Genomic DNA, 23,810 nt, shown 5'->3' on the forward strand with positions numbered 1-23,810 from the left:
TCCGTTGCTGGCGATTCCAGCCCACGCAGTCAATCCTCCTGGCCACCCTCGATCCGCCGCAGCAGTTCCGCCTCGGCCTCTTCATCCGTCAGCTCGTCGATTTCCATGGAGCGGCGTAGGCGTTCCGCATCCCTCCCGTTGATCTGCGATGCCTCCGGCGTCTCGCCCGCAAACAGCCGCGCCTGCAGGAAGCCGGCGATGGCCTCGATAGTCGGGTAGTCGAACATCAACGTCGCCGGCAGCGTCCGTTCGATTGCCAGGCCACGTTCCAATCGATTCCGCAACTGCACCGCCATCAGCGAATCCAGGCCCAGATCCATCAGCCGGTGGCGACGATCGGGACGCCGATCCGGATCCAGTCGCAAGACCGCCATCACCTGCTCCCGAACATAGTCCACCAGCAGTTCCAGTTGCTCCTCCGACGCCGCCACCTCCAGCGCTGTGCGCCGTTCACGGATCACGTCGGGGCTGGCCACGGCAGCCACTCCGCCGCTCACCTCGGTGGCAGCCTCGACCGCATGCAGCGCCGGGGCCAGCGCTTGGCTCGGCTGTTGCTGACCGTCGGCCGCCGCCGTGCGCGCCATGATCACGTGCTGACCGAACACACCCGCCGGCGACCCCGCCTCCGGCAACACCCGGGCCTCGACGAATCCGTGGGCCGTGAGGGCATCCTGCCACCGGGAGGCAGGCAACAAGGGGTTGTCTCCCCGCAACCCGTCCGCGAAGTGCTGCCAACCCTCCACCAGCCCGGCGCTGATCTCCAACCAGGCATGCTGCTCGGTCACTTCGACCAGCAGCAGCAGTCCACCTGGCGCAAGCAACTTGGCCAAGCGACCGATGGCACCCTCCAGGTCCCGGGCGGCATGCATCACATTGGCGCCGACAATGGCGTCGAAGCTTCCCGCGACCAGCCCCTGGGTCTCCAGCTCCCTGTCCAGGTCGAACTCGATGTAACGGGCGAAACCGTAATCGGCGAATTTACGGCGGGCATGGTTCAGGAACACGTCGGAAACATCGCTGAACACGTAACTGGTGGTTTCCGGATCCAGTAACGGCAGCAGAGTGGCGGAGGTCCCGCCCGTGCCCGCGCCCACTTCCAGAACGCGATACGGGCGCTGCGGCCGACCCTGGCGGGCAGCCGCCTCCAGCACAGCGCCGGCCACGGCATTGGCATAGCGGTTCATGTTGGCGGATTCGTAGAGGGCCTCGGACAGGTCATAGGAGCCCTCGGGGAACAGCATCTCCAGGGGACTTTCACGGCCGGCGACCACCTCCCGCAGCTTGCTGGCACAATGACGGATAAAGGCCATCAGTGCAGGGTCGTCACCCATGATCTGCTCGGACTCACGGAGCCGGGCACCCAGGTCCTGCGGCGGCAATGGCGCGTCCACCATGAAAGTGTCGCCCTCCCGTCGCAGCACCCCGTCCCTGGCAAGCCGCTCCAGCCACTTCTGCATCAGGTGGCGGTATAGGGCCGGGATGCCGAGGTCATGAATCAGCGAGTCCGCGTCCCGGGATTCGCCGGGCTTGGTGAATGCCCCCATGGCCCGCAGTGTCTCGGCCACATGCGCCACGGTGAAGCGTTCCAGGGCCTCCCACCGGCCTGGATAGGCATCAAGGTCCACCCCGATCGGCACGTAGGCAGACTGGCGCCGACCGGCGCTCCAGGCACTCTCGAATAGCGGAGCGTGCTTCCGGATCCGCTGTCGATGGTCGACATCGGCGAGCCAGAACCGGCGGCGCTCGAACGGATAGTTGGGCAGGGATACGATCCGGCCGCCGCAATGCCGGTAAAGCGCGCCCCAGTCCGGATTGAAACCATTGACGTACAACCCGGCCACCGCCTCCAGGAGACTGCTCCAGTCCTCACCGTCGCGGCACAGGCTTGACAGCCAGACTGCCTCGCCCTCGGTGTCCAGCCCCCGGGCCATGCCGGAGAGCACCGGCTGCGGGCCGATTTCCAGGAACAGGCGCTGGCCGGAATCCAGCAAGCCCTGGACGGACTGGTGAAAACGCACCGGCTCACGCACGTGGCGCCGCCAGTACGCCGCAGAGGTAAGCAGCCCTTTCGTCGCGGGAGCACCGGTAAGATTGGAAATGATGGCGACCCGGGGCTCCCGGAAGGTAATGCCTTCCGCCACCTGCTGAAATCGATCCAGCATGGGTTCCATCAGTGCTGAATGGAACGCGCGGGAGACGGCGAGCCGCCGACTGCCGATACCCTCCGCGGTGAAACGCCGCAGCAGCTCGTCGACGGCGGGCTCGTCCCCTGAAATGACCACGTTGTCGGGACCGTTGAAACACGCGATCTCGCAGCCGCCACCACGATCCAGCGCCGCCTGCACCCGATCGCCCCCGGTGAACACCGCGGCCATCGCACCGGGCTGCATCTCTGCCATCAGACGCCCGCGCTCGCTGATCAGCCGCAGGCCATCTTCCAGCCCGAACACCCCGGCCACACAGGCAGCCACATATTCGCCCACGCTGTGACCGAGCACCGCCACGGGCTCCACGCCCCAGGATCGCCACAACGCCGCCAGGGCGTACTCCACCGCGAAAATCGCCGGCTGCGCATATTCGGTTCCGTGAAGCAGGGGTAATCCGTCGTGCTGACTTGCGTCGTCGGCATGCGGTGCAAACAGGATCTCCGTCAAGGGTCGATCCAGCAATGGTTCGAGGATTTCCTCGCAGCGATGGAGCTCGTGTCGGAACAAGGGTTGGCTGTCGAAAAGCCGACGGGCCATGCCGGGATACTGCGAACCCTGGCCGGTGAACAGCAAGACCACCCCCGGTGACGCCGACAGATTGCAGCAGCCACGCTGCACAGCGCCGCGGAGCGCGCCCTCCGAAACCCGGGACAGGCCAAGCCGCAGCGCATCAAGGTCGCTGCCGCGTATTACCAGCCGGTGCTCGAAATGGGAACGCCCGACGGCAGCGGTGCGGCAAATGTCGCTGGCCGACAATCCGCGGTCTCCCGCCTCCAGGAAGCACCGGTAGCTTGCCACCAACTCCGCCAGGGCCGCCTCACTGCGTGCTGAAACCGGCAATAACCAGGCATCCGGAACGACCTCCGCCGCCCCGTGGCGATCCGCTTCCCGGGTATCCGGGGGGTCACCCAGCACCACGTGGGCATTGGTGCCGCTGAAGCCGAAGGAACTGACCCCCGCCGCCCGAACGGCGCCGTCCCGCGGCCAGGGCACAACCGTTGTAGCCACCCGCATGGCCTGCGGGTCCCAGTCGATATGCGGACTAAGGCTGCGCAGGTGCAGGCTTGGCGGGATGGCCTCATGCTGCAGCGCCAGAATCGCCTTGATCAGCCCACCGATGCCGGCCGCCGCTTCGGCATGGCCGAAATTGGATTTGGACGAACCCACCCACAATGGCCGGTTTTGCATGCGGTTCGCCGCAAACACCTCCGCCAGGGCGCCAGCCTCGATCGGATCGCCCAGGGAGGTACCGGTACCGTGGGCCTCCAGCAGATCGATCTCCGCAGGCGACAGGCCAGCGTTCTTCAGTGCCTCTCGGATCACGGCAACCTGCGACGGCCCATTGGGGGCCGTCAGCCCCCCGCTGCGACCATCCTGATTGCAGGCACTGCCACGGATCACCGCCAGCACCCGATCACCGTCGGCGCGGGCCTGGGACAGGCGCTTGAGGACCACCGCGCCACAACCCTCGGCGCGCACGAAGCCATCCGCCGAGGCATCGAAAGCCTTGCAACGCCCCTCCGGCGACATCATCCGGGCCTTGGAGAGGGTGATGGTGGGTTCAGGGGTTAGAATCAGGTTCACGCCGGCGGCGATGGCCATACGGCATTCATCTGCACGCAGACTCTGGCACGCCAGGTGAACTGCGACCAAAGACGAAGAACAGGCCGTGTCCACCGACAGGCTTGGGCCCTGCAGTCCCAGAAGGTAGGAGATCCTGCCGGAGACAACGCTATGGGCATTCCCGGTGGCCACGTAGGCGTCCATGGCCTCGGCACCGGCAGCGTAGTTCATCTGCCAGTAGTCGCCATTGCAGACGCCGGCGAACATCCCGGTGCGGGTGCCCGCCAGCCGGTCCGGACTTTGGCCGGCGTGCTCCAGAGCCTCCCATACGACCTCAAGCAGCAGCCGCTGCTGCGGATCCATACCGGGGGCTTCCCGCGGCGAGATGCCGAAGAAATCCGGATCGAAAAGATCGATATTTTCCAGGAAACCTGCCCAGCGGGTATTCATCTTGCCCGGCGCGTCGGGATCGGGATCGTAGAGTGTCTCGATATCCCATCGCTCGGCGGGCACCTCCGATACGCCGTTCCGCCCCTCGACCAACAACTGCCAGTAAGCATCCGGGCTGCTGCCCCCCCCCGGGAAACGGCACCCCAAGCCAATGATGGCCAGTGGCTCCGCATGGCGCTGCTTCAACGCTTCCAGATTGGCATTCAGCTCGGACGCAAGGAAGGCCAGCCGTTTGGGTGAGAGCTTGGAGACCCTCTCGAGAAAATCGCTCATCCCGTTCCACCCCCCCTTCCCCGCGAGAGACGATCGATGTCGTCTTCATCAAGCTGCTCGATCCGGTCAAGCAGGTCCGTGCCGTGGACGAACTCGCGCTCCGACTCCGCGGCCGGCGGTTGCCGATCCGGATCGCTGTCGCCCGACGCCAGATCGAACACGCGCTCGCCCACGTAATCCACCAGCGCGTTCACCGTGGGGTAGTCGAACAGTAGTGTAGCCGGCAAACTCCGGCCCACGCTGGCGCCGATGGCGTTACGCAGTTCCACCGACATCAGGGAATCCAGACCCAACTCCCTGAGTGGCTTGCTGCTGCTGAGGGTGTTGCTTTGTTCGTCCAGCCCCAGTATCCGGCAGGCATCGCTGCGAATCTGCTCCATCAGCAAGGCCCGCCGTTGGTTGGGCGCCGCCGCTTCCATCCTGGCTGCCAGGTCGGCCGGCGCCGTAGCAGGCGGTGCGGCGTCGGCTACGCGGTCCGCGACCGGCTGCGCCGAGCGGACCCGCGCGGCCGCGTAACGCGCCAGCATCGGTGCGACTCTCCCGTTCTCCCGGGCGTAGCGATCGAGCCGCTCCCAGTCGGCGGGCAAAACCACGACCCGCGACCACCCGGTAGCCATGGCCGCCTCAAGTGCGGCGAATCCGCGTTGCGGCGGGATCAGTCCGTAACCGGCCTCCTCCAGCTGCTCGGTGACGCCGCGCTCCACCGCGGCACCGGCTCCGGACCAGGCACCCCAGCTCACGCTCAAGCCGGGCACGCCCAGCGCCCGGCGACGATCCACCAAGCTATCCATGTAGGCGTTGGCAGCGGCGTGGTTGGCCTGCCCTGGGGTTCCGAAGGCTCCCACCAGCGACGAGTACAGAACAAAGAAATCCAACGGGTCCGCAGCAGTCAGTCGGTCCAGCACAAGGCTCCCCTGAACCTTGGGCCGAAACACGCTACGAAAGCGATGCCAGCGCTGCTGCAGCAGGGCGCCATCGTCCAACACCCCGGCGCTGTGGATGACACCCCGGAGGGCCGGCATGCCGGTCCGCATTTCCGCCAGAACGCGCGCCATTTCCCGTTCGTCGGCGACGTCCACTTGCGCCACCCGGATCTCAACGCCGTCGGCGCGCAGCGACTCGATGATCGCTGCGTCCTCGGCACCGGCCTCGCCGCGCCCCGTCAACAGCAGATGCCGTGCACCCCGTGAAACCAGCCAGGATGCAGTGAGCAGGCCCAGTCCCCGCAAGCCGCCTGTCACCAGGTAACTACCATCCGGCCGTATCCGGGTACCGTCAGCGCACTCGTCCGTCACTGGGGGATGGCAGACCACAAGCTTGCCCACGTGACGACCACGGGCCATGCTCCGGAAAGCGTTGCGCGTGGCCTGCAAAGTGTAACGGCGGTAGGGCAGGGGCCGAATCTCTCCGCTTTCCAGTTGCCCCATCAGGCTCTGGAGAATCCCGTGAATCCGCTCCGGTTCCCGCCGTGCCAGCTCGGCAACATCCAGGATGAAGTAACGGATTCCACGGCCAAGTGCCTCGACCTGCTCCGCGGTCCATATGCCGCGCTTGCCGAGTTCCACGAACCGCCCGCCGCAGGCGGTGACTTCGAAACTTCGCGCCATTTGACGGTCTGTCAGCGAATTCAGTACCACGTCCACACCCCGACCGTCGGTTATTTCCAGCACCGTGTCGGCGAAATCCGGGGATCGGGAATCCATCACATGGGCAACGCCCATTTCCCTGAGCAAGCGCCGCTTTTCCGCTGAGCCGGCTGTGGCAAGCACCTCGGCACCCAGGGCCTGGGCCAGCATCACTGCGGCCAGGCCGACACCACCAGCGGCGGAGTGGATCAGCACCCGCTCGCCGGCCTCCGGGCGGGCGAGTTCCCGTACGGCCAGGTGGGCGGTAAGGAAAACCGAGGGGATGGTGGCAGCGGCCTCGACATCGACACCTGGCGGCACCGGCACCACCCAGTCGGCACGCGTCGTGAGATGGGAGGCAAAGCCCCCGGCCAGGGGCAGCGCCACCACCGCATCACCGATGTTCAGGCCGGTTACTCCGGGCCCTATCCGAAGCACCGTGCCACTGCATTCGGCGCCGGGCAGGCCGGGATCCCCGGGGTACAGCCCCATGACATTCAGGACATCCCGGAAGTTGAGCGCCGTGGCGACGACCCGGACCTCCGCTTCGCCGGGGCCGGGTTCCCGGCGTTCCAGGACCTCAAGACGCAGGTTGTCCAGGGACCCCCGCTCGGAGAACCCCAGCCGATAGGGCCCCTGCGGGAGTTCCAGCCAAGGCGCGACGGATGTCTGCTCAACCGGCAATGCGGCTTGTAGCTGCGGCGTCCAGCGCAGACCACGACGGCAGGCGAGCTCGCTGGACTCCTCCGGCCTGCACAGGACCTCCAGCAGGCATTCCACCGTATCCACCGAAGGATCGGGATCCAGGTCCACATTGGCCAGGCGCAGTTCCGGATGTTCCAGCACGGCAACCCGACCGAGCCCCCAAAGCACCGCGCCCAGCGGCGACGGAGGCTCGCCATCGGCGCTCGCCGCCTGCGCCCCGCGGGTGCAGATCCAGAGTCGGGGCGGGTGCTCGCCGCCATGCCGGGCGAGACCCTGGATCAACGCCAGCGCCGCCCCACACCAGCGTTCTTGCTCGATGTCCGTGGACGCCGCGTCCAGCACCTCGGCCGGAAGACCGTCCAGGGCCCAGAGGTAAACAACCCTGTCCGGCTGCCGGTCGCCGCCGGTCGCGCGGGCGCCAAGCCAGTTGATCAACGCTCCGGGATCCGCGGGATCAAGCCATGCGGCGGACTCCGTCACCCCATCAACCCCGGTGTTCGCAAACACCAGCTCACAACAGTCGCCGCGCGCGCGCAACGCTGCCGCTAGCCTCTCGCCCACCCCCCCGGCATCCGCGAAGACAAGCCAGCACTGCTGCCCCTCGTTGCCGGCCGCCGGGGAAATCCCGGCGGATGCATCCCTTTGTGCCAGGACCAGCGCCTGGTCGACACCGTTGCTGCAGTCCGTCTCTGCGGGAACCATGGCGGTGGCGTCGAAGCCCGTCTCCGTGAGCAGCGTGCGCCAGCGGGAGCGGCCAAGCAGCGGGTAATCCGGCCGCAGTGTGCGGTCCCGGAAACGCCACCAGCCTTCGGTGAGCCCGAATGTGAGATCCACCCAGCGCTGCGGGCGGACCAGCTCCACCAGCAGCAACCAGCCACCTGGGGCCAGCATGGCATGAAGATGTCCGAGGCTTTGGTGCAGATCCCGGGTGGCGTGGACCACATTGGAGGCAATGATGATGTCGACGCTGCCGGCCGGGATACCCTGGGCCTCGGGATCACACTCCAGATCCAGAAGACGGTAATCCACGAAGGGGTAATCCCGGAACGCTTCCTTCGCCCGGGACAGGAACAGCGGTGAAACATCGGTGAACAGGTAACTGGCGTTGTCCGCGGCAAGCAGGGGCAGCACCGAGGCGGAGGTGGCACCGGTACCTGCACCCACTTCCAGCACCCGCAGCGGCCGGTCCTTTGGCCAGACCTGAAGCGCCTCCCGCAACGCATCCGCCACCAGCGCATTGTAGGTCCGCTGGGAGGGCGAGTGCCGCTGCAATTGCTCGGCATCGCTGAGATCACCGGCGGGAAAAAGTAACTGCAGGGGATCGGTGGTGCCAGCCAGTGCCTCACCAAGTGCCGTTCCACAACGCTCCGTCAATGTCAGCACCGGGCCGAACGCCGGGAATTCGGTCTTCAGCATCTCCATGGCATCGTTGCCAGTGGCCGGGGGTTTCGCCAGCCAGCGAAGCGTTCCGCCATCCAGGGACACCAGACCGTCCTCCTCGAGCATGGCGAGGCACCGCCGGAAGAGCTGGCGCTGTTCCGGAATCACGCCCAGGCGCTCTGTCAGTCCGTCAACTGCGACCGGTTGGTCGCTGTCGGCATCCAGCCCCAAAAACGCCAGGGCACGGACCACGTAGCCGGTGCAGACGCGGTCGAGGGCCGGACGCAAGTTCTCGAAGCCGTCCAGTCCGGTCTCGCGTGTATGCGCGGGCAGACGTGGCTGCAGCGCCGTTCCCACCGACTCCAGCGTTGGCAGGGAAGGCTGCTGCGCATCGCCCGGTACGGGCTGCCAGGCGATGCGGTACAGCCAATCGCTCACGTCCCTCTCCAGCAAGCGCTCCAGGGTTGCCTGCTCGACGTAGCGGAACACCACGCCCTCCAGCTCGGCAACGATGCGACCCGAATCCTCCGCCAGTCGGATGCGGGCACGAAGACTGTCGTCACCGCCGGGAGCCCGCTCCAGCTCGACCAGGCTCCAGAGGCGCCCCTTCAGGGCCGTGTGGCAGATCACGCGGGAGAAGCTCACCGGGATCGGCAGTACGTGCATGCGATCACCGGCATCGCCTGCCGCCGCCACGGCCACGAGTTGCATGCCGGCATCCAGCAGCGCCGGGTGCAGGTGGTAGTCCGACACCTCGGAGTCCAACACCGCGGGCGCTTCGACCAGTCCCAGTGCCTGCCCCTGTCCACGCCAGAACTGGCGCAGACCGCGGAAACGCTCGCCGAAGCCCAGGCCACACCTGGCATAGTCGGCATACAGCCCCTCCGCGGAGCCCTCCTCCATGGACCGGCGCAGCGCATCCAGGTCCAGCGCCTCCGGCGCGCTCGCTTCACTTCCGAATTCGCCGGATGCGTGCAGGCGCCAGGCCCCGCCAGACCCGCCATCGGCGAACACCTGAAAGCACGCTGCCTGCCTACCCTCCCCGGCGATGATCACCTGCAGCCGCCTGCTCTCTTCCGCCTGCAGCACCATGGGCTCGGCGATCTGGACCTCCCGAAGCGTTGTCTGACCGTTGCCTGCGGTGGAAAGCCTGGCGGCAGCAAGCGTGGCTTCAAGGAAAGCGGTGGCAGGGAATACCATCCGGCCCAGAACACGATGGTCCGGCAGGAATGCCAGTTGCCGCGGATCAATCAGCGACTCGAACACCGTGCCCCGCAGCGCGGGCGACTCCAGTCGACGCTGGACCAAGGGGTGCAGGGAATCCGCCAGCGGAACGGCCGGTGTACGGGCCTCCACCATGAATCTGTCGCGGCGGAACGGGTAGCTGGGAAGGCGGAGCCGACGACGCGGATAGTCCCGGTCGAGGCCCTGCCAATCGACCGGAGCACCGTGCACATGCAGTCGCGCCAGCGACTCCAGCAGGTCCCTCCAGTCATCCCGCCCCCGCCGCAGGGACGGCAGCCAGAGAGCCTGTGCCGAGTCACCGCACTCCCGCGCCAGCCCAAGAAGTACCGGATGCGGACCGATCTCCACGAAGGCATTGCAGCCGGCCTCCGCGAGCGCCCGAACGGAATCCGTGAACCGGACCGGTTCACGGACATGCCGGCGCCAGTAGTCCGGTCGCGTGATCTCCTCGCCGGTCACGAGCCGGCCGCTGAGGTTGGACACCAGCCGCCGCTCGGGCGGCCGGAACGTCACGGTATCGGCCACGGCTTCGAAGGCATCCAGCATGGGCTCCATGAGAGCGGAGTGAAACGCATGGGAAACCTTGAGCGGGCGCACCTCGACGCCATCCGCCGAGAGCTTGTCCAACAACCGCCTTACAGCCTGTTCCGAGCCCGACACCACGGTCTGGACAGGGCTGTTGAAGGCCGCGACTGAGACCGGCTCGGCAAGCGACTCCAATAGGGCGAGGACACGCTCGGCCGGCGCGTGCACTGCCACCATCCGGCCGCCTGGGGGCTGGGCCTGCATCAGCCGGCCCCGTTCGGCGATCAAGCGCAGGCCGTCCTCCACACTGAACACACCGGCAACACAGGCGGCCGCATACTCGCCGACACTGTGGCCGAGCACGACATCGGGTTCGATGCCCCAGGATCTCCACAGGCTGGCCAGCGCCACCTCCAGGGAAAACAGCGCCGGCTGGGTATACCGGGTCTGGTCCAGCAGGCCATCGTCGCCATCGCCGTGGACCAGTTCCAGTAGCGATTGACCGTACTGCTGCTGAAACACCGCGTCGCAGCGATCCAGCACCCGGGCGAAGGTCGGCGAGCTCTGGTACAGGCCGCGGCCCATACCGGGATACTGGGATCCCTGGCCCGTGAACAGGAACGCCACCCTGGGGCGCCGGCTGCTTTCCAGCTGATTCAGTATCAGGCCGTCCGAGACGCCCCCTGCCGCAAAGCCCTGCAGTGCCTGACCCGCCCCGGCGGCATCGGCGCATACCAGTGCAAGGCGATGGTGCAAGTGACTGCGCCCGCAACCGGCAGTATGGCAGACGTCGCCCAGCGCCTGCCCCGGCTCGGACTGCAGCTGCCCGGCCATCCGCCCGGCCAGGTCCCGCAACGCATCCTCGCTCCGCGCTGACAGGGTCAGCAGGTGCAGTGACCGATCCGGGGAAGCTTCCTCTGATTCGCGGACCGGTGGCGCTTCCAGGATGAGATGAGCGTTGGTGCCACTTGCACCGAAGGAGCTGACTCCCGCCAGGCGCCTGCCGTCGATGGCTGGCCAGTCGCATAGCTCGGTCGGAATGCGGAACGGATACCGGTTCCAGTCCACCTTGGGTGTCGGCTGCCGCAGGTGAAGGTGGGGCGGAATCTGACCGTGCCGAAGCATCAGCACAACCTTGAGCAAGCCGGCGACACCGGCAGCCGACTCCAGGTGGCCTATGTTGGTCTTGACCGACCCCAGGTACAGGGGCTGCTCGCGCGCGGCCGGTTGAAACACCTCGCCCAGGGCTTCCAGTTCAATGGGATCCCCCAGGGGCGTGCCGGTGCCATGGGCCTCCAGATACCCCAGCGACGCGGGCTCCACATCGCCACCACGCAGTGCTTCGCGCAGCAGTGCGACCTGGGCCGGACCGTTGGGAACCGACAGGCCGCTGCTGGGGCCGTCCTGGTTTACCGCCGAACTCCTAATGACAGCGTGGATGCGGTCGCCGTCAGCCAGCGCACGGGCCAAGGGCTTGAGGATCACCACGCCGCAACCTTCGGCACGCACATAGCCGTCGGCATCGGCATCGAAGGTCTTGCAGCGGCCATCGGCGGACAACATGCCCCAGCGGGACATGGCGACGAAGGGTTCCGGGGAGAGAATCAGGTTGACACCGCCGGCAACTGCCACGGCGCACTCGTCGGACTGCAGGCTGCGACAGGCACGGTCCACCGCCACCAGCGACGAGGAACAGGCCGTATCCAGGGTAATTGCGGGGCCATGCAGCCCCAGCACGTAAGCCAGCCGGCCGGCAATGGCGTTGAGCGCGGTGCCGGAGATCAGGTACGCGTCCAGGTCCCGCGGGCTGACATACTGCAACTGGCGGTGCAAATAGTCGGTGGCGGTGGCGCCGATGAACACCCCGGCACCGGAGTCCCGCAGGGAGTCCGGGGCAATCCCGGCATCCTCCAGGGCCTCCCAGGCGGTCTCCAGCAGCACCCGCTGCTGGGGATCCATGCACAGCGCCTCGCGCGGGGAAATGCCGAAGAAATCCGGGTCGAAATGGTCCATATCCGGAACGATCCCGGCCCGGCGGGTATGGCTCTTGCCCGGGGTTCCGCGCCTGGGGTCGTAATACGCGTCGGAACGCCAGCGCTCTTCGGGGATCTCCCCGATGGCGTCTACCCCACCCTGCAGCAGCTCCCAGTAGGCGTCCGGACTGTTACCGGCGCCTGGCAGTCGGCAGCCGATTCCGACAATGGCCACGGCTTGCCGCGCCTGTCCCCGCAGGCTGTCCAACTGCGCCTGCAGCGATTTGATGGCGACGACAGCACTCTTCAGTCGTTCGCGGTGATCCCCCCGCTCCGGCTCAGACCCCATGATCGCGTCCCGACCTCCCGCCCCCGAGGACCCGTGCCACCTCGTCATCCAGAAGCGAGGCAAGGTCCTCTTCCCGGAGCACGTCCAGTTGCGCGTCGCCGTCAGCGCGGCTCGTGTGGCTTGTCGCGGTGATGGCCTGGTCCTTGCCGCCAAGCACCTCAAGGAGATACTTTGCAAGCGCCCGCACCGAAGGGTGCTGGAAGGCCGCAGTGCTTGGCAGGCGCAGCCCGAACGCCGCATCCAGCCGGCGCCGCAACTGGACAGTCATCAGCGAATCCATGCCCAGACTGAAAAAGCCCTGCCCATCATCGCGCAGATCCAGGACATCGGCACGCAGAATCCCCGCCACCTGCTCCCGAATGTGATCCTGAAGCAACTGCAGCGCCTCGTCCGGCGGGGCCTCGCGCACCGCCGCGAGCAGCTCCGGCTCCCCCGGTTCCTGGTCAACACCTGCCTCCCCTACCGGTTCACCGGTCCCCAAGCGGGCCAGCAGCGGCCGCCGGCGCCGGGCCTCGTAAACCGGCCGAAACACCGGCCAGTCCACTGACGCGACCGTCATTTGCGGGGCGTCGCCGGACAGCAGGACCTCCAGTGCGGACAGCGCCGCCGCGGCAGGCATGCGGCGCACGCCGTAGCGCCGGAACAGTTCATCCAGCTCCAGGGACGAGCCGCCGCCCTCCCACCAGCCCCAGTTCACGCTCAGGGCCGGCAAACCCTGGGCGTGACGCCACTGCGCCAGGGCATCCAGAAACTGGTTGGCGGCGGCATAATGAGCCAATCCCGCAGAGCCCCAAACGGCGGCCGCCGAGGAAAACAGGACGAAGAACGCCGGCTCCGCGGAGCGGCAGAGACGGTCCAGCACCCAGGCACCTGTGACTTTCGCGCGGAAAACGCGCTCCAGGTCCTCCGGTGCCAGCGTATCCAGTGAACGTGTCTCGATCAGGCCGGCGGCGTGGATCACCCCGCCCAGCGCCGGTAGTTCCGTTCCGAAACGCCGGAACACCGCCGCCATGGCATCCTGGTCCGCCACGTCGGCGGCCACCGGTATCACGGTGACCTCACGACCTTCCAAGGCCCGAATTTCCTCCACCACCCTGGCGGCGGGATGCTCCGCCCCCAGGCTGTCCCAGGCCTCGCGCCCGGGAACACCGGTACGCCCGGTCAGCACCAGGGTCCGTGCGCCCCTGTCCGCCAGCCAGCGGGCCAGGCGCATGCCCAGGCGGCCGAGGCCGCCGGTGACCAGATAGGATGCTTGCGGGTCCAGCTTAAGCGGCGCGGTGCTGGCCACCTGTGCCGAAACCAGTCTGGGCACGTGGCGCTCGCCGTCCCGCAGCGCGACCTGATCCTCGTCATCGCCGGACAGCAGTTCGGCGCACAGCGCCAATGCCGCGGTCCGCGCGGAATCCGTGGGCGCCAGGTCCACCAGGCCGCCCCAATCATCCGGGTGCTCCAGGGAAAGGACCCGACCCAGGCCCCAGAGCGGCGCCTGAGCAAGGGCCTGGCCTGTACCAGTCGGGCACTGGGCACCACGAGTAACCAGCCAGAGTCGGGGGGCGAATTCGCGGGCATGTGCAGCCAGGGCCTGGTGGAACCGGGTTACGCTCTCGCAACCCAGCAACCGTGCCCGGTCCAATTCCTCCGGAGACTCGGGTGCACGCTCTCCGGCATCCAGGCTCCACAGATGCACGACCCCGTCCAAGGCCTTGCTGTGGTCAGCCAGGTGCTCGGACAGCAGGCGCTGGTAATGCTCGGCGCGCTCCGGGTCGAGTTCCACCGCCATGTCGTTCCGCTGACGAAAGGCTGAACCGGCATGGCACAGCAGAACCCGGTGCCCACGGGCACGGAGCTCCTCCGCCAGCGCATGGCCCACCCCGCCGGTGTCAGCGAACACAAGCCAGTGGCGCGCCGCTCCCGGATCGGCACCGTTACGCTGCTCGCCGGCCTTCGCCGGCCCGGCAACCTCCCAGCGCAGGGTATGAAACCAGTCGGCTTCGGCTTGCGCCGGCGCGCCCGTGGCCGATGTTCCCTGACCGCTGCGGGACATGAACCAATAGCGCTTGCGTTGCCACGGGTATGTGGGCAGATCAATCGACACATGGCCCGCGGCCGCATGGACGCCGGCCCAGTCGATCTCCGCGCCGAGCCGGTACAAGGCGGCAACAGTATTCAGTAATCCATCCCGATCCGGGGCCTCGCGGGCCAGCGTGTAAAGCCATTCCGGCTCGCGGCCCGGATGATCAGCAAGACAGGCCTGCCCCATGGCGGACAGCACCGGGTGGGGCCCCAACTCCAGCACGGCGTCCGCACCGCTGGCCACCAGGGCCTGGACGCCCTCGTGGAAGCGCACTGGCTGGCGGATATGGCGAACCCAGTAGTCCGCCGATGTCATGCCATCGCGGGACCGCGCCCCGGTGACATTGGAAACCACCTCGATTGTCGGCCGGGCGTACCGAATGCGGCCGGCGACCTCGGCGAACGCTTCCAGCATCGGCTCCATCAGTGGGGAATGAAACGCATGGGAAACCTGCAGGGGCACCACCCTGTAGCCCTGCCGCTCGAACGCCTGACCCAACCGCCCCAGGGCATCGCTGCGCCCCGACAACACCACGTTCTCGGGACCGTTATACGCGGCCACGGAAACGTCCTGTTCCCCCGAGGCCCGCAGATCCGCCTCCACTTGCCCGGCCGGCGCCAGCACCGCCAGCATTCCACCCTCCCTGGGCAAGGCGCTCATCAACCGGCCGCGGGCAGCGATCAGCCGAAGCCCATCCTCCAGGCTGAACACCCCGGCCACACAGGCGGCGACGTACTCCCCCACACTGTGGCCCATGACCACCGAGGGCCGGATCCCCCAGGATTCCAATAGCCTGGCCAGGGCGTATTCCACGGCGAACAATGCTGGTTGGGTGTTGGCCGTATCGTTCAGCACGGCCTCCCCTCCCCGGTCCGGATAAAGTATCCGTTCCAGTGGCTGCTCCAACTCCCCGTCAAGCAGGTTCTGGCATTCCCGCAAGGCTTCCCGGAATGCGGGCTCCCGCATGGCAAGCCCGCGGGCCATCCCGGCGTACTGCGAGCCCTGGCCGGTAAACAGGAAGGCGATCACAGGCTCCGTAGCCCGGTGGGCGGACGCGCTGCCACCCGGGTGACGCGCCAGTGCTTCCCGCAGTTCGCGGTGATCGGTCGCCCGGATTACCGTACGGTACTCATGGTGGGCCCGGCCCATGGCAGCGGTCCGGCATACCGCCTCCAGATCCGCGTCCGGATGCTCGGCAAGCCACTGCCCGTAGCGCCCCACCAAGGCATCCAGCGCCTCCGGGGTGCGGGCGGACAAGGGCAGAAGCAGGGCAACACCATCATCGGACATTTCCGCGTTGGTCACCTGCGGCAGCGACGGTGCCTGCTCCACAACCACGTGGGCATTGGTGCCACTGAAACCGAAGGAGCTCACGCCGGCGCGCAGCGGCCGGTCGCCCCCCGCGCGCCAGTCCAGCGTTTCCACCGGAATCCGGGCCGGCAAGGCGTCCAGGTCGATGTGCGGGTTGGGTTCGCGGAAGTGGAGGTGTGCCGGCAAGCGGTGTCGCTGCATGGACAGGATCACCTTGACCAGCCCGGCAATACCCGCAGCCGCCTCAGCATGGCCTATGCTGGTTTTCACCGACCCCAGCCAAAGAGGGGTATCCCTGAGCGGATCTCCGCCGAAAACCTCATGCAGCGCCTGGAATTCCACAGGATCTCCCAGGCTGGTGCCGGTGCCGTGGGCCTCCAGGTAATCGATGTCGCGGGGCTCCAGACCGGCATCCAGCAAGGCAGCGTGCAGCAGATCCCGCTGGGCCGGCAGGCTGGGCGCGGTCAGACCATTACTGGCACCATCCTGGTTGAGCGCAGAGCCACGCAGAACCGCAAGCACCCGGTCACCGTCCCGCAGCGCGTCCCGTAGCCGCTTCAACACGACCACGCCGCACCCTTCGCTGCGCACGTAGCCATCGGCCGCCGCATCAAAGGTACTGCACCGGCCACGGGGGGAGAGCATACCGGCCCGAGAAAACGCAATACTGGCCCGGGGCGACAGGATCAGGTTGACGCCGGAGGCCAGGGCCAGGTTGCATTCCCCGCCGCGCAGGGCTCGCATGGCCTGGTGCACCGCTACCAGCGAGGAGGAACAGGCGGTGTCGACGGTCAACGCCGGTCCCCGCGTCCCCAGGAAATAGGCAAGCCGGCCAGCGGCGATGGACGGGGCATTGCCGGTGGCGAAATACACCCCCAGATCTTCGTCTACCCCGTCAAGCACCTGCAGTGTCTCGTAGTCGTGGGAATAAAGACCGACGTAAACGCCGCAGGCCGCCTCCCGGAGACCGTGGGGGTCGATGGCTGCATGCTCCAGGGCCTCCCAGTGCAGTTCCAGCAGCAGTCGCTGCTGCGGGTCCATCAGCTCCGCCTCTCGAGGAGAAATATTGAAGAATGCGGCATCGAAATGATCCACGGCCGGCAGGAACCCACCGTGTCGGGAAACCATCCGGCCGGCGGAATCCGGATCCGCGCTGTGGAACTGTTCGATGTCCCAGCGCTCCGCGGGCACTTCGGTTATGCCGTCAACCCCCTCCTCCAGTAACCGCCAGTAGGCATTCAGGTCGATCGCCCCCGGGAAGCGGCCCGCCATGCCGATAACGACGATGGCGTGAGGACCGATGCCGGCGCTTTCCGCCGCCTCCCGGTCGTCGGTGCGCCGCTGCCCGACCTGCTTCACGGGCCCCTGCAGAAGCCCCGCGCCTGTCGGCGGCATTGCGGACCGCGCGGCACCGGTGCCGTCACCCCGCTCATCCAGGTATCGCCGGATATCGGAAAGCGTGGGATGGGAAAAGTAGAATGTGGGCGGAAAGCTGCCACCGAAGTCCTGCTCCAGCAGGTTGCGGAAGGACAGCAGGTCGAGGGAGTCCAGCCCCATTTCCCGCAATGGCCGATCCCAGGAGAAGGCCTGCCGGCGGCCCGGCCCGAGCACACTGCGGAAACACGCCTCAAGCCTGGCCGGTGTGTCCATCGCTTCCGCGGGTCCGGCCGCGCGCATGCCGGAGGCAACGAAATCGTCTCTGGCGCCGTGCAAGGCGTAGCACAGCAGCACGCCAGCACCCAGGTTGTCCGTGTCCTCCGGGCGATAGTCCGGCACCAGGCCCAGAAAACGTGCACCGTGGCTTTGATGGAACTGGAGTATCGGATCTACCGCCCGGCCGACGGAATCCCGAGCCTCAATGTACTCGGCCAGGGCGTCCAGGTCCGTGCCGTCGAAGGCCTTGCACCGGGTAATGCCGGCCACGGTGTGGACGCCCCCCTGGAGGGCGCTGCGCATGAGCATCAGGTTCAGCAGCTGGTCACCGAGGCCGAGGTGCTGTTTTTCCGGCAGCACATTGATCGCCAGCAGCTGGACCACGCTGCCCTGGGGCTCATGCAGCCGAGGCAGCTCAGTGAACCTGCAGTCTCGAAGGGCATCCAGGTCACGGACGCGCTGCGAATACACCGCCCCCACCACCTCACCGTCCAGTTCAACCAGCCACTGACCAAGCGGATAGTTCCGGATACGCTGACACAGCAAAGATTCTGGGGCGCGCATGCCCGCCGGCCAGCAGGCCACTTCCAGGCGACAGAGCGCGGGCACATCATCCACCGTCGCCGCACGGACCCGGTAAGGCCGACGCTCAAGAAGATTCAGCGTGATGCGGCAGTACGGCAGTAGCGGGGGGAACTTGCGGAAGTATTCCCGACGCGGGAACAAGCCAACTTCGGCAGCGGCCATCAGCGCCACATCGGGCTCCACCAGCAATTGCTGGGAAAACCCCTGCAAGGCGTCAAAGGACAGGCTTTCACTCTGGTCCAAATCGTTCCGCACGACTGCCGGGTCCTGGCAGTGGACCTCCAGCAAAATCAGCCCGTGCCGGTTGATAATTCCGGCCCAGCGGCCCAGATGCTCCACAAGGCTCTGCACCGCATCGGCGGCAGGAATGGACCTGCCCAAGCCGTCCACGTACACGCCCTGGTACGGTGCCTGCCCTCTTGCGTTTGCCGTGGCGGTGTCGGCGGGCGCGACGTAAGGGCGATCGTGATCCAGAAACGAACGGATATGAAGCACCTGTTCCGGATCCACACCCAGTTCCGCAAGCGCGTCGGCCACTTCAGCGGGCTTGCCGACATCTCCCCGCAGGACCAGATGATCAATGTCCGACAGGGTCTTGCTGGTTTCATCCAGGGACGCCTGGTTCAGGTCAATTCCCACCATGGTCAGCGGAAAGTCCGCCAACCGTTCGCCGCGCGGTGTTCGCTCAAGCACGGTGCGGTAGACCCGCTTGAGAAAGGTTCCATCACCGCAGCCCATGTCGGCCACATAGCGCGGTTGTTCGGTCATGGGTTCCTGACTGAAGATGGAGACAACGATATCGTCCACCTCGGCGAAATACCGGTCGTGCTGGAAACCGCTTGAGACGACATTCATCGACCTGTCGACATGGGTCTCGTGGCCGGATGCATCCAGCGCGAAAACCCGCTCGGCGTCCCCGAAAAGCAGGTCAGCCAGTGAGCGCAGCATGGGTCTGTACGACTCGCCAACACCCAGGTTCATGGATCGCTCGACCATGAACTCGCCCGGCTGGGAAAGTTGGTAGTTTCCTGGCTCGCCGCCAAGCCAACCAAGGAGCCGAAAGAGCCGAATCACCTCGTCGCGCACCCCGTCAGGCAGCGCGTCGAAGCCGGTTGAGGGAAGATCCTTTAACAGGCCGCGCTTTGCCAACAGGGCCAGCACAGGCACCACCAGCAGGCTGTCGAGAAAATCGGCCAGCAACGGATCGTCTGTCTGCCAGCGGCTAGCGACCTGATCCAGCCACGGTTTCAGGAACCCCCCGGGTCCTGATCGCAGATACGCGTCCATGTCGGCCTCGACAAGCGACCAGACCGCATCAGGAATTACCGCATGGCTCGAAAGCGCGGGGGTGGCAATGAAGCGACCGTCGGCACATCGATCAATCCACCCCAGAGATTCAAGTAGACGCAGCGCAACCTGAAGATGGCCGGCATTCGCGTCGAGGGCATCTGCAAGCTCGTCGAGGCTTTGCGGACCGGACTCGAGCCGGGCCAGCACTCCGCCTTGCCTGCAGGCCAGCACGACGGGCACCACCACGAAACCATGTGCATACCGATTCATCACATCTAGCATCGGAAGTCCCCTCGGTGTTGCCGGAAGGCGACGCTTTTCGGTCAGTATGAAAAGGAATCACCCAAGGCACAATGACTTCTCAATCAGTTGATCCGGATAAGCCGACAGACGGTTGCAAGAAAAGCCGCCAACGCAGGTATCGCGCGTCAACGAGCCGAGATGAGGCTCGACGCCGCAGTCGATCATACGGCCGCCGGGGTGCGGCGCGTCTGTCGGTAATGCGAAAACGTCCGGCAAGTCAGGCTTGTGGTGGGAGGAAGGGGAACAACACCGAGCGATCCCACACCGCGCTGGACCGGGACCGCTCACCCACGCCCGAGCACAACTCCCGAGACGGTGGGCTGGCGGAAATAACCGCCGACGGTGGATTAGACAGGTTCTATGCCAGTCCAGCTCGTTTGTCATTGCCGCCGAGCCACCGCTCCAGATTCGCCTTGTAGCGGGCGCCGAGGATCCGCCTCAGCGGTAGACGACCTCTTCCGGGTAGTCGACGAACGAATTCGCCGCTGACCCGAACGATGCGCTGGGGATCCCCGTTCGCCTTGTTTTCCGGTATGCCCGGCAAAGTGCCCCACCAAAGACCCTCGTAGCCAAGCCGCCTTGCGGCGTCCATCGACCGCTCATCGCCATTAAAGCGGGGAAAACAAAGGTGCCGCACGCGCTTGCCCTGCAATTCCTGTTCGATACGCTGCTTGGCGCATTTAAGGTCCTGCAGCAACGAGGTGCCGGATTCGGCGTTGGCGATGTAGGGCGGCTCAGATATCCCGTACAACGGAGCAGGCTCTGGCCAGCGAGGCAGGTACCGGTGCTCGTAGGTATGCGATTGAATGTCAACCAGCCCCGACTGGTGCAATTCGCGAAGTTCGCTCCACGTGCAGGTGCGGGCTCCTTTCGCGCCGGGGCGCACGTGATCATGAAAATAGGGAGCAACAAACGCGACCACCTTGAAGCCGTAGCGCTTGAGCAACGGAAAGACGGTTTGATGCAGGTGACTCGCGCCGTCATCGAAAGTCAGGACAACGGCCCTGTCGGGCGCGGGAGCACTGCCACGCATGTGCCCCAGCAATTCGTCTGCCGTCAAGCCGCGATAACCGTTATCGTGAAGATATTGCAGATCCTGTTCGAGTACGGCCTGGTCCGGCGAGTGGTAACAGAACGCAGGAACAGTTCCTGGCGAAAGTTGCGCACGCGCGGCAAGGAGGAACTGCGGCAAGCCACCACGCATCGCGCAATGGACTTCGGGCCAGTTCTTCTCCCAGGCTGCTCGAAACCTGTTCATTCCGCCACCCGCATCGCCCTGTCCGCGCTCGTGCAAGACAGCTTCCGATAAAGATTCAGCAATGCCGCCACGTGGTTGTCAATGGACATCTGCGCGACCAGTCGACGACCGTTGCCAACCAATCGCTCGCGTAACCGCCCCTCGGAACAAAGACGCGCGATGGCCCGCGGGAACCCGTCCGGGTCATCCGGCTCAACGAGGAGTCCTGTTTCACCATCGCGGACAGTCTCCGGGATCCCGCCAATAGCATGCGCCACCACGGGTCGCCGTGCCGCCATTGCCTCCAACGCAACATACGGAAATCCGTCACTGAATGACGGGATCGCGACAACATCTAGCGCCGTGAGCACCGCCGGGATATCGCGCCGAAACCCGGCAAATCGCACGATATCAGCCAACCCCATGACATCGACGACGCTTTCCAGATGCCGACGGCACACGCCGTCCCCGACGATCAGTACCCTTATACCGGGCCGTGCCCGCAGCATGGCAGGCACTGTCTCAAGGAACCGCTGATGACCTTTCTCGGGGGACAGCCTCCCGATGATGCCGACAACGGTGGCGTCCGACGGAAACGCGAATTCCTGACGGAGCCTGTCACGCTGCCCCTCAAGGTCGGAGCCAAACGCCGTGGTGTCGACACCGTTATGCAAGACGGTTACCCGAGCCTCCGGCGTGTGAAGTTCCTTGACCACGAAGCGCGCCACGGATCGGGATACCGCCAGGGCCGCGGCCGACCAGGCTGCCGTCATTCGAAAAAGCGTTCGAAACACCACACCCAGGGGCTTCTGGTCATGGAAATGGGTGATCACGGGAATACCGGACATGCGCCCGATTATCCGCGCAAGCAACATGCCTTTCAGACCAGCGGCATGAATCAGATTGATATCATGCTCGCGGACCAGGGCGAGCATGTCCGACAGCGCCCGCAGGTCCCATTTTCCACGTTCCAGGAATCGCGGCTCGACGCCGTCGTTGACCAGGCGTTCTGCGGCCGGGTGATAAGGCCCCAGAAAACAGGGGACCACCTGGACATTGGCCTGGCGGAGCCGCGGAAGCACCGCAAGTAGGTAAGTGGTCACACCATGCGCCGCGCCACCCTGGTGCCCCAGGTGATCATTTGCCACCAGAACGCGCAGCAGCCGGGTGTCGCGTGCATCCGCCATGGGCCACGAGGCCTCCAGAACCTGGGCTGTTGCGACCTCGACGACGGCAACAGCTCACTTCAACGTTAGCCCGACAGGTCTCGAAGGTAAATCACCCGTAGCAATCGCCTGGAACGGTCAGCGGCAATACCAATCATCCGGCATGTTCACCCCCCGTTACTCACACTCTCCATCCGGATAGTGCAACCGTTTCAACACAACCAGGTTGCCCGCGTACGCGCCGAGAATCTGCAGATCCTCGACCGTTACTCCTGCGACCACCGCGTAACTTTCAACCACGGCATCGTCATGCCGGGTACCACTGTGGACAAAGAAGGTCGGACACAGCTCGAGAATCACCTTGCCCCTGTTCCAACCACTGCTGCTGTAGATGGCGGGAAGCCTGGTTCCGAGCGCGAAGAAGGGGGCCCAATCGCCCGCGGTTGCCTCGCCCGGCTCAACAACATCTGCCAAACGCTCGCGAATCTCGTGGGAGCTGTAGCTTGGCTCCATCCATACTTCGCTCGCTTGATACAGCCCGGAAACGACCGCCACCACGAGCAGGGCTTGCACCCCTGCCCTCGGCAGCAAACCCGATCGCGATGGCCCCCGCCAGCCCGCGAACACCAGCAGAAGAGCGAGGGCGACGGCAATGGGAAACAGGAGTCTGATTGCTCCCGGGCCGCTAATCCCCGCCGTTTCACCTTGCGGCAGCGGCGTGAGCGGTAAAACGGCATTCGCGACCGCCCACAAAACCGCAAAAACCGCCACTGACAGCAGCGCCACACTGACAAGCTTCGCAGTCCAGTGCAGGCCCTCACTCACCCCGGCACTCCGCGCCGCCCCGAGCCAGAACCCGATTGCAAGAATCTGCGCGGGCATTACGGCGACGAAATAACGTGGTGGCGCGTAGCTCAACAAGCCCAGCAACACCGGCACCCCAACAACAGTCGCAGCGACAGCAAGAAAGTAAGGATCATCGATCAGCTTGCGACCGGAAATCCGGATCGAATCTGCAATACAAAACCAGGCCAGCGCGGTAACCCATGGCGACAATGCACTCAGCGGGTCGGTTAACACACGCGACGGCAAGGAGGCCAGCGCCTGCAAATCGAGGCGGCGGACCCAGACCTCATGCGTGGACAACAACAAGACGAGCAGGACGGCAAAAGTGGCAAGCAGGACCGGAAGGGCCACTTTCGGATTGCTGTGCCAGGCGGCGAAGAAGGCAAGGGCTGCCATGGCCGGCAGGAAATACAGCACTGCAGATATCTTTATCAGCACGAATGCAGCGACAGTCACTGCAATAACGATTGCCAACGGCAGCCAGGCATGCCCGTAACCGAAACGCCGCAGCAGCAGAAATGCCAGGGCAACGAAGGCGGCTAATGCAACCTCGAACAGGGCCACTCTCGAAAAAAAGAACAAAAAAGGTTCTGCTGCCAGCAGCGCTGCAAGCATCAGCAAAGACGCGTTCGAGAGGAACCCTCGGTGAGCCAGCAAAACAATGACCACCAGGCACAGGAAATAGATCAGCGCGGTGGCCCTGGCCACCCCGACGCTCGGCTCGGCCACGCTGAACGAGAGATACATCAAGGACTGTGTCAGCGGGCTCCCGGAGAACCAGCCGTCGTATTCGTCGGCTTCAGACCACTTGACGCTGCCGAACAGGGCCAGGTTTCGCGGGGCCAGCGTCTTGTATCCCTCGTCGACGCGAAGCCCGATATCGTCTGCCGCAAAACCGTCCGGGCTATCTGCTGTCAGGTTAACCGCATGCAGAGCCGTGATCAGTAGGGCCACGGAGACAAGGAACGCAAGGCTTGCACCCGGGCGAAGCCTGAACGGGGGCGTGAATCGTGCGTCGATCACGGGCTGCAAGGATTCCTGATCCGGTTG

General features: G+C 65.7%; 6 protein-coding genes. All 6 read right to left on the reverse strand.

All coding sequences use genetic code 11. From position 1 onward, the window contains the following. Positions 1-29 precede the first annotated feature (29 nt). Complete coding sequence (locus tag M0534_RS10780) at positions 30-4,493, reverse strand: type I polyketide synthase (RefSeq protein ID WP_248568436.1); 4,464 nt, start codon at positions 4,491-4,493, stop codon at positions 30-32. Then, positions 4,490-12,295 carry a type I polyketide synthase gene (locus tag M0534_RS10785; protein WP_248568437.1) on the reverse strand — a complete coding sequence of 2,602 codons (7,806 nt, stop codon included), beginning with the start codon at positions 12,293-12,295 and terminating at the stop codon, positions 4,490-4,492. Before M0534_RS10785 ends, M0534_RS10780 begins: the two co-directional genes overlap by 4 nt. Further along, on the reverse strand, positions 12,285-19,490 hold the full coding sequence (locus tag M0534_RS10790) for a type I polyketide synthase (RefSeq protein ID WP_248568438.1): 7,206 nt from the start codon (positions 19,488-19,490) through the stop codon (positions 12,285-12,287). The genes M0534_RS10785 and M0534_RS10790 overlap by 11 nt, the downstream gene beginning before the upstream one ends. 379 nt (positions 19,491-19,869) lie before the next feature. Further along, the gene (locus tag M0534_RS10795) at positions 19,870-20,805 is read right to left on the reverse strand and encodes a polysaccharide deacetylase family protein (protein WP_248568439.1); all 936 of its coding nucleotides are present in this window, start codon (positions 20,803-20,805) and stop codon (positions 19,870-19,872) included. Continuing rightward, positions 20,766-21,935 (reverse strand): glycosyltransferase family 4 protein, encoded by a 1,170-nt coding sequence (locus tag M0534_RS10800; protein WP_248568440.1) that lies wholly within the window; start codon positions 21,933-21,935, stop codon positions 20,766-20,768. The genes M0534_RS10795 and M0534_RS10800 overlap by 40 nt, the downstream gene beginning before the upstream one ends. Positions 21,936-22,091: 156 nt before the next feature. Further along, complete coding sequence (locus M0534_RS10805) at positions 22,092-23,783, reverse strand: hypothetical protein (protein ID WP_248568441.1); 1,692 nt, start codon at positions 23,781-23,783, stop codon at positions 22,092-22,094. Positions 23,784-23,810: the final 27 nt, after the last annotated feature.

Source organism: Methylonatrum kenyense (genome assembly GCF_023195885.1).
In the GTDB taxonomy this organism is placed as follows: domain Bacteria; phylum Pseudomonadota; class Gammaproteobacteria; order Nitrococcales; family Aquisalimonadaceae; genus Methylonatrum; species Methylonatrum kenyense.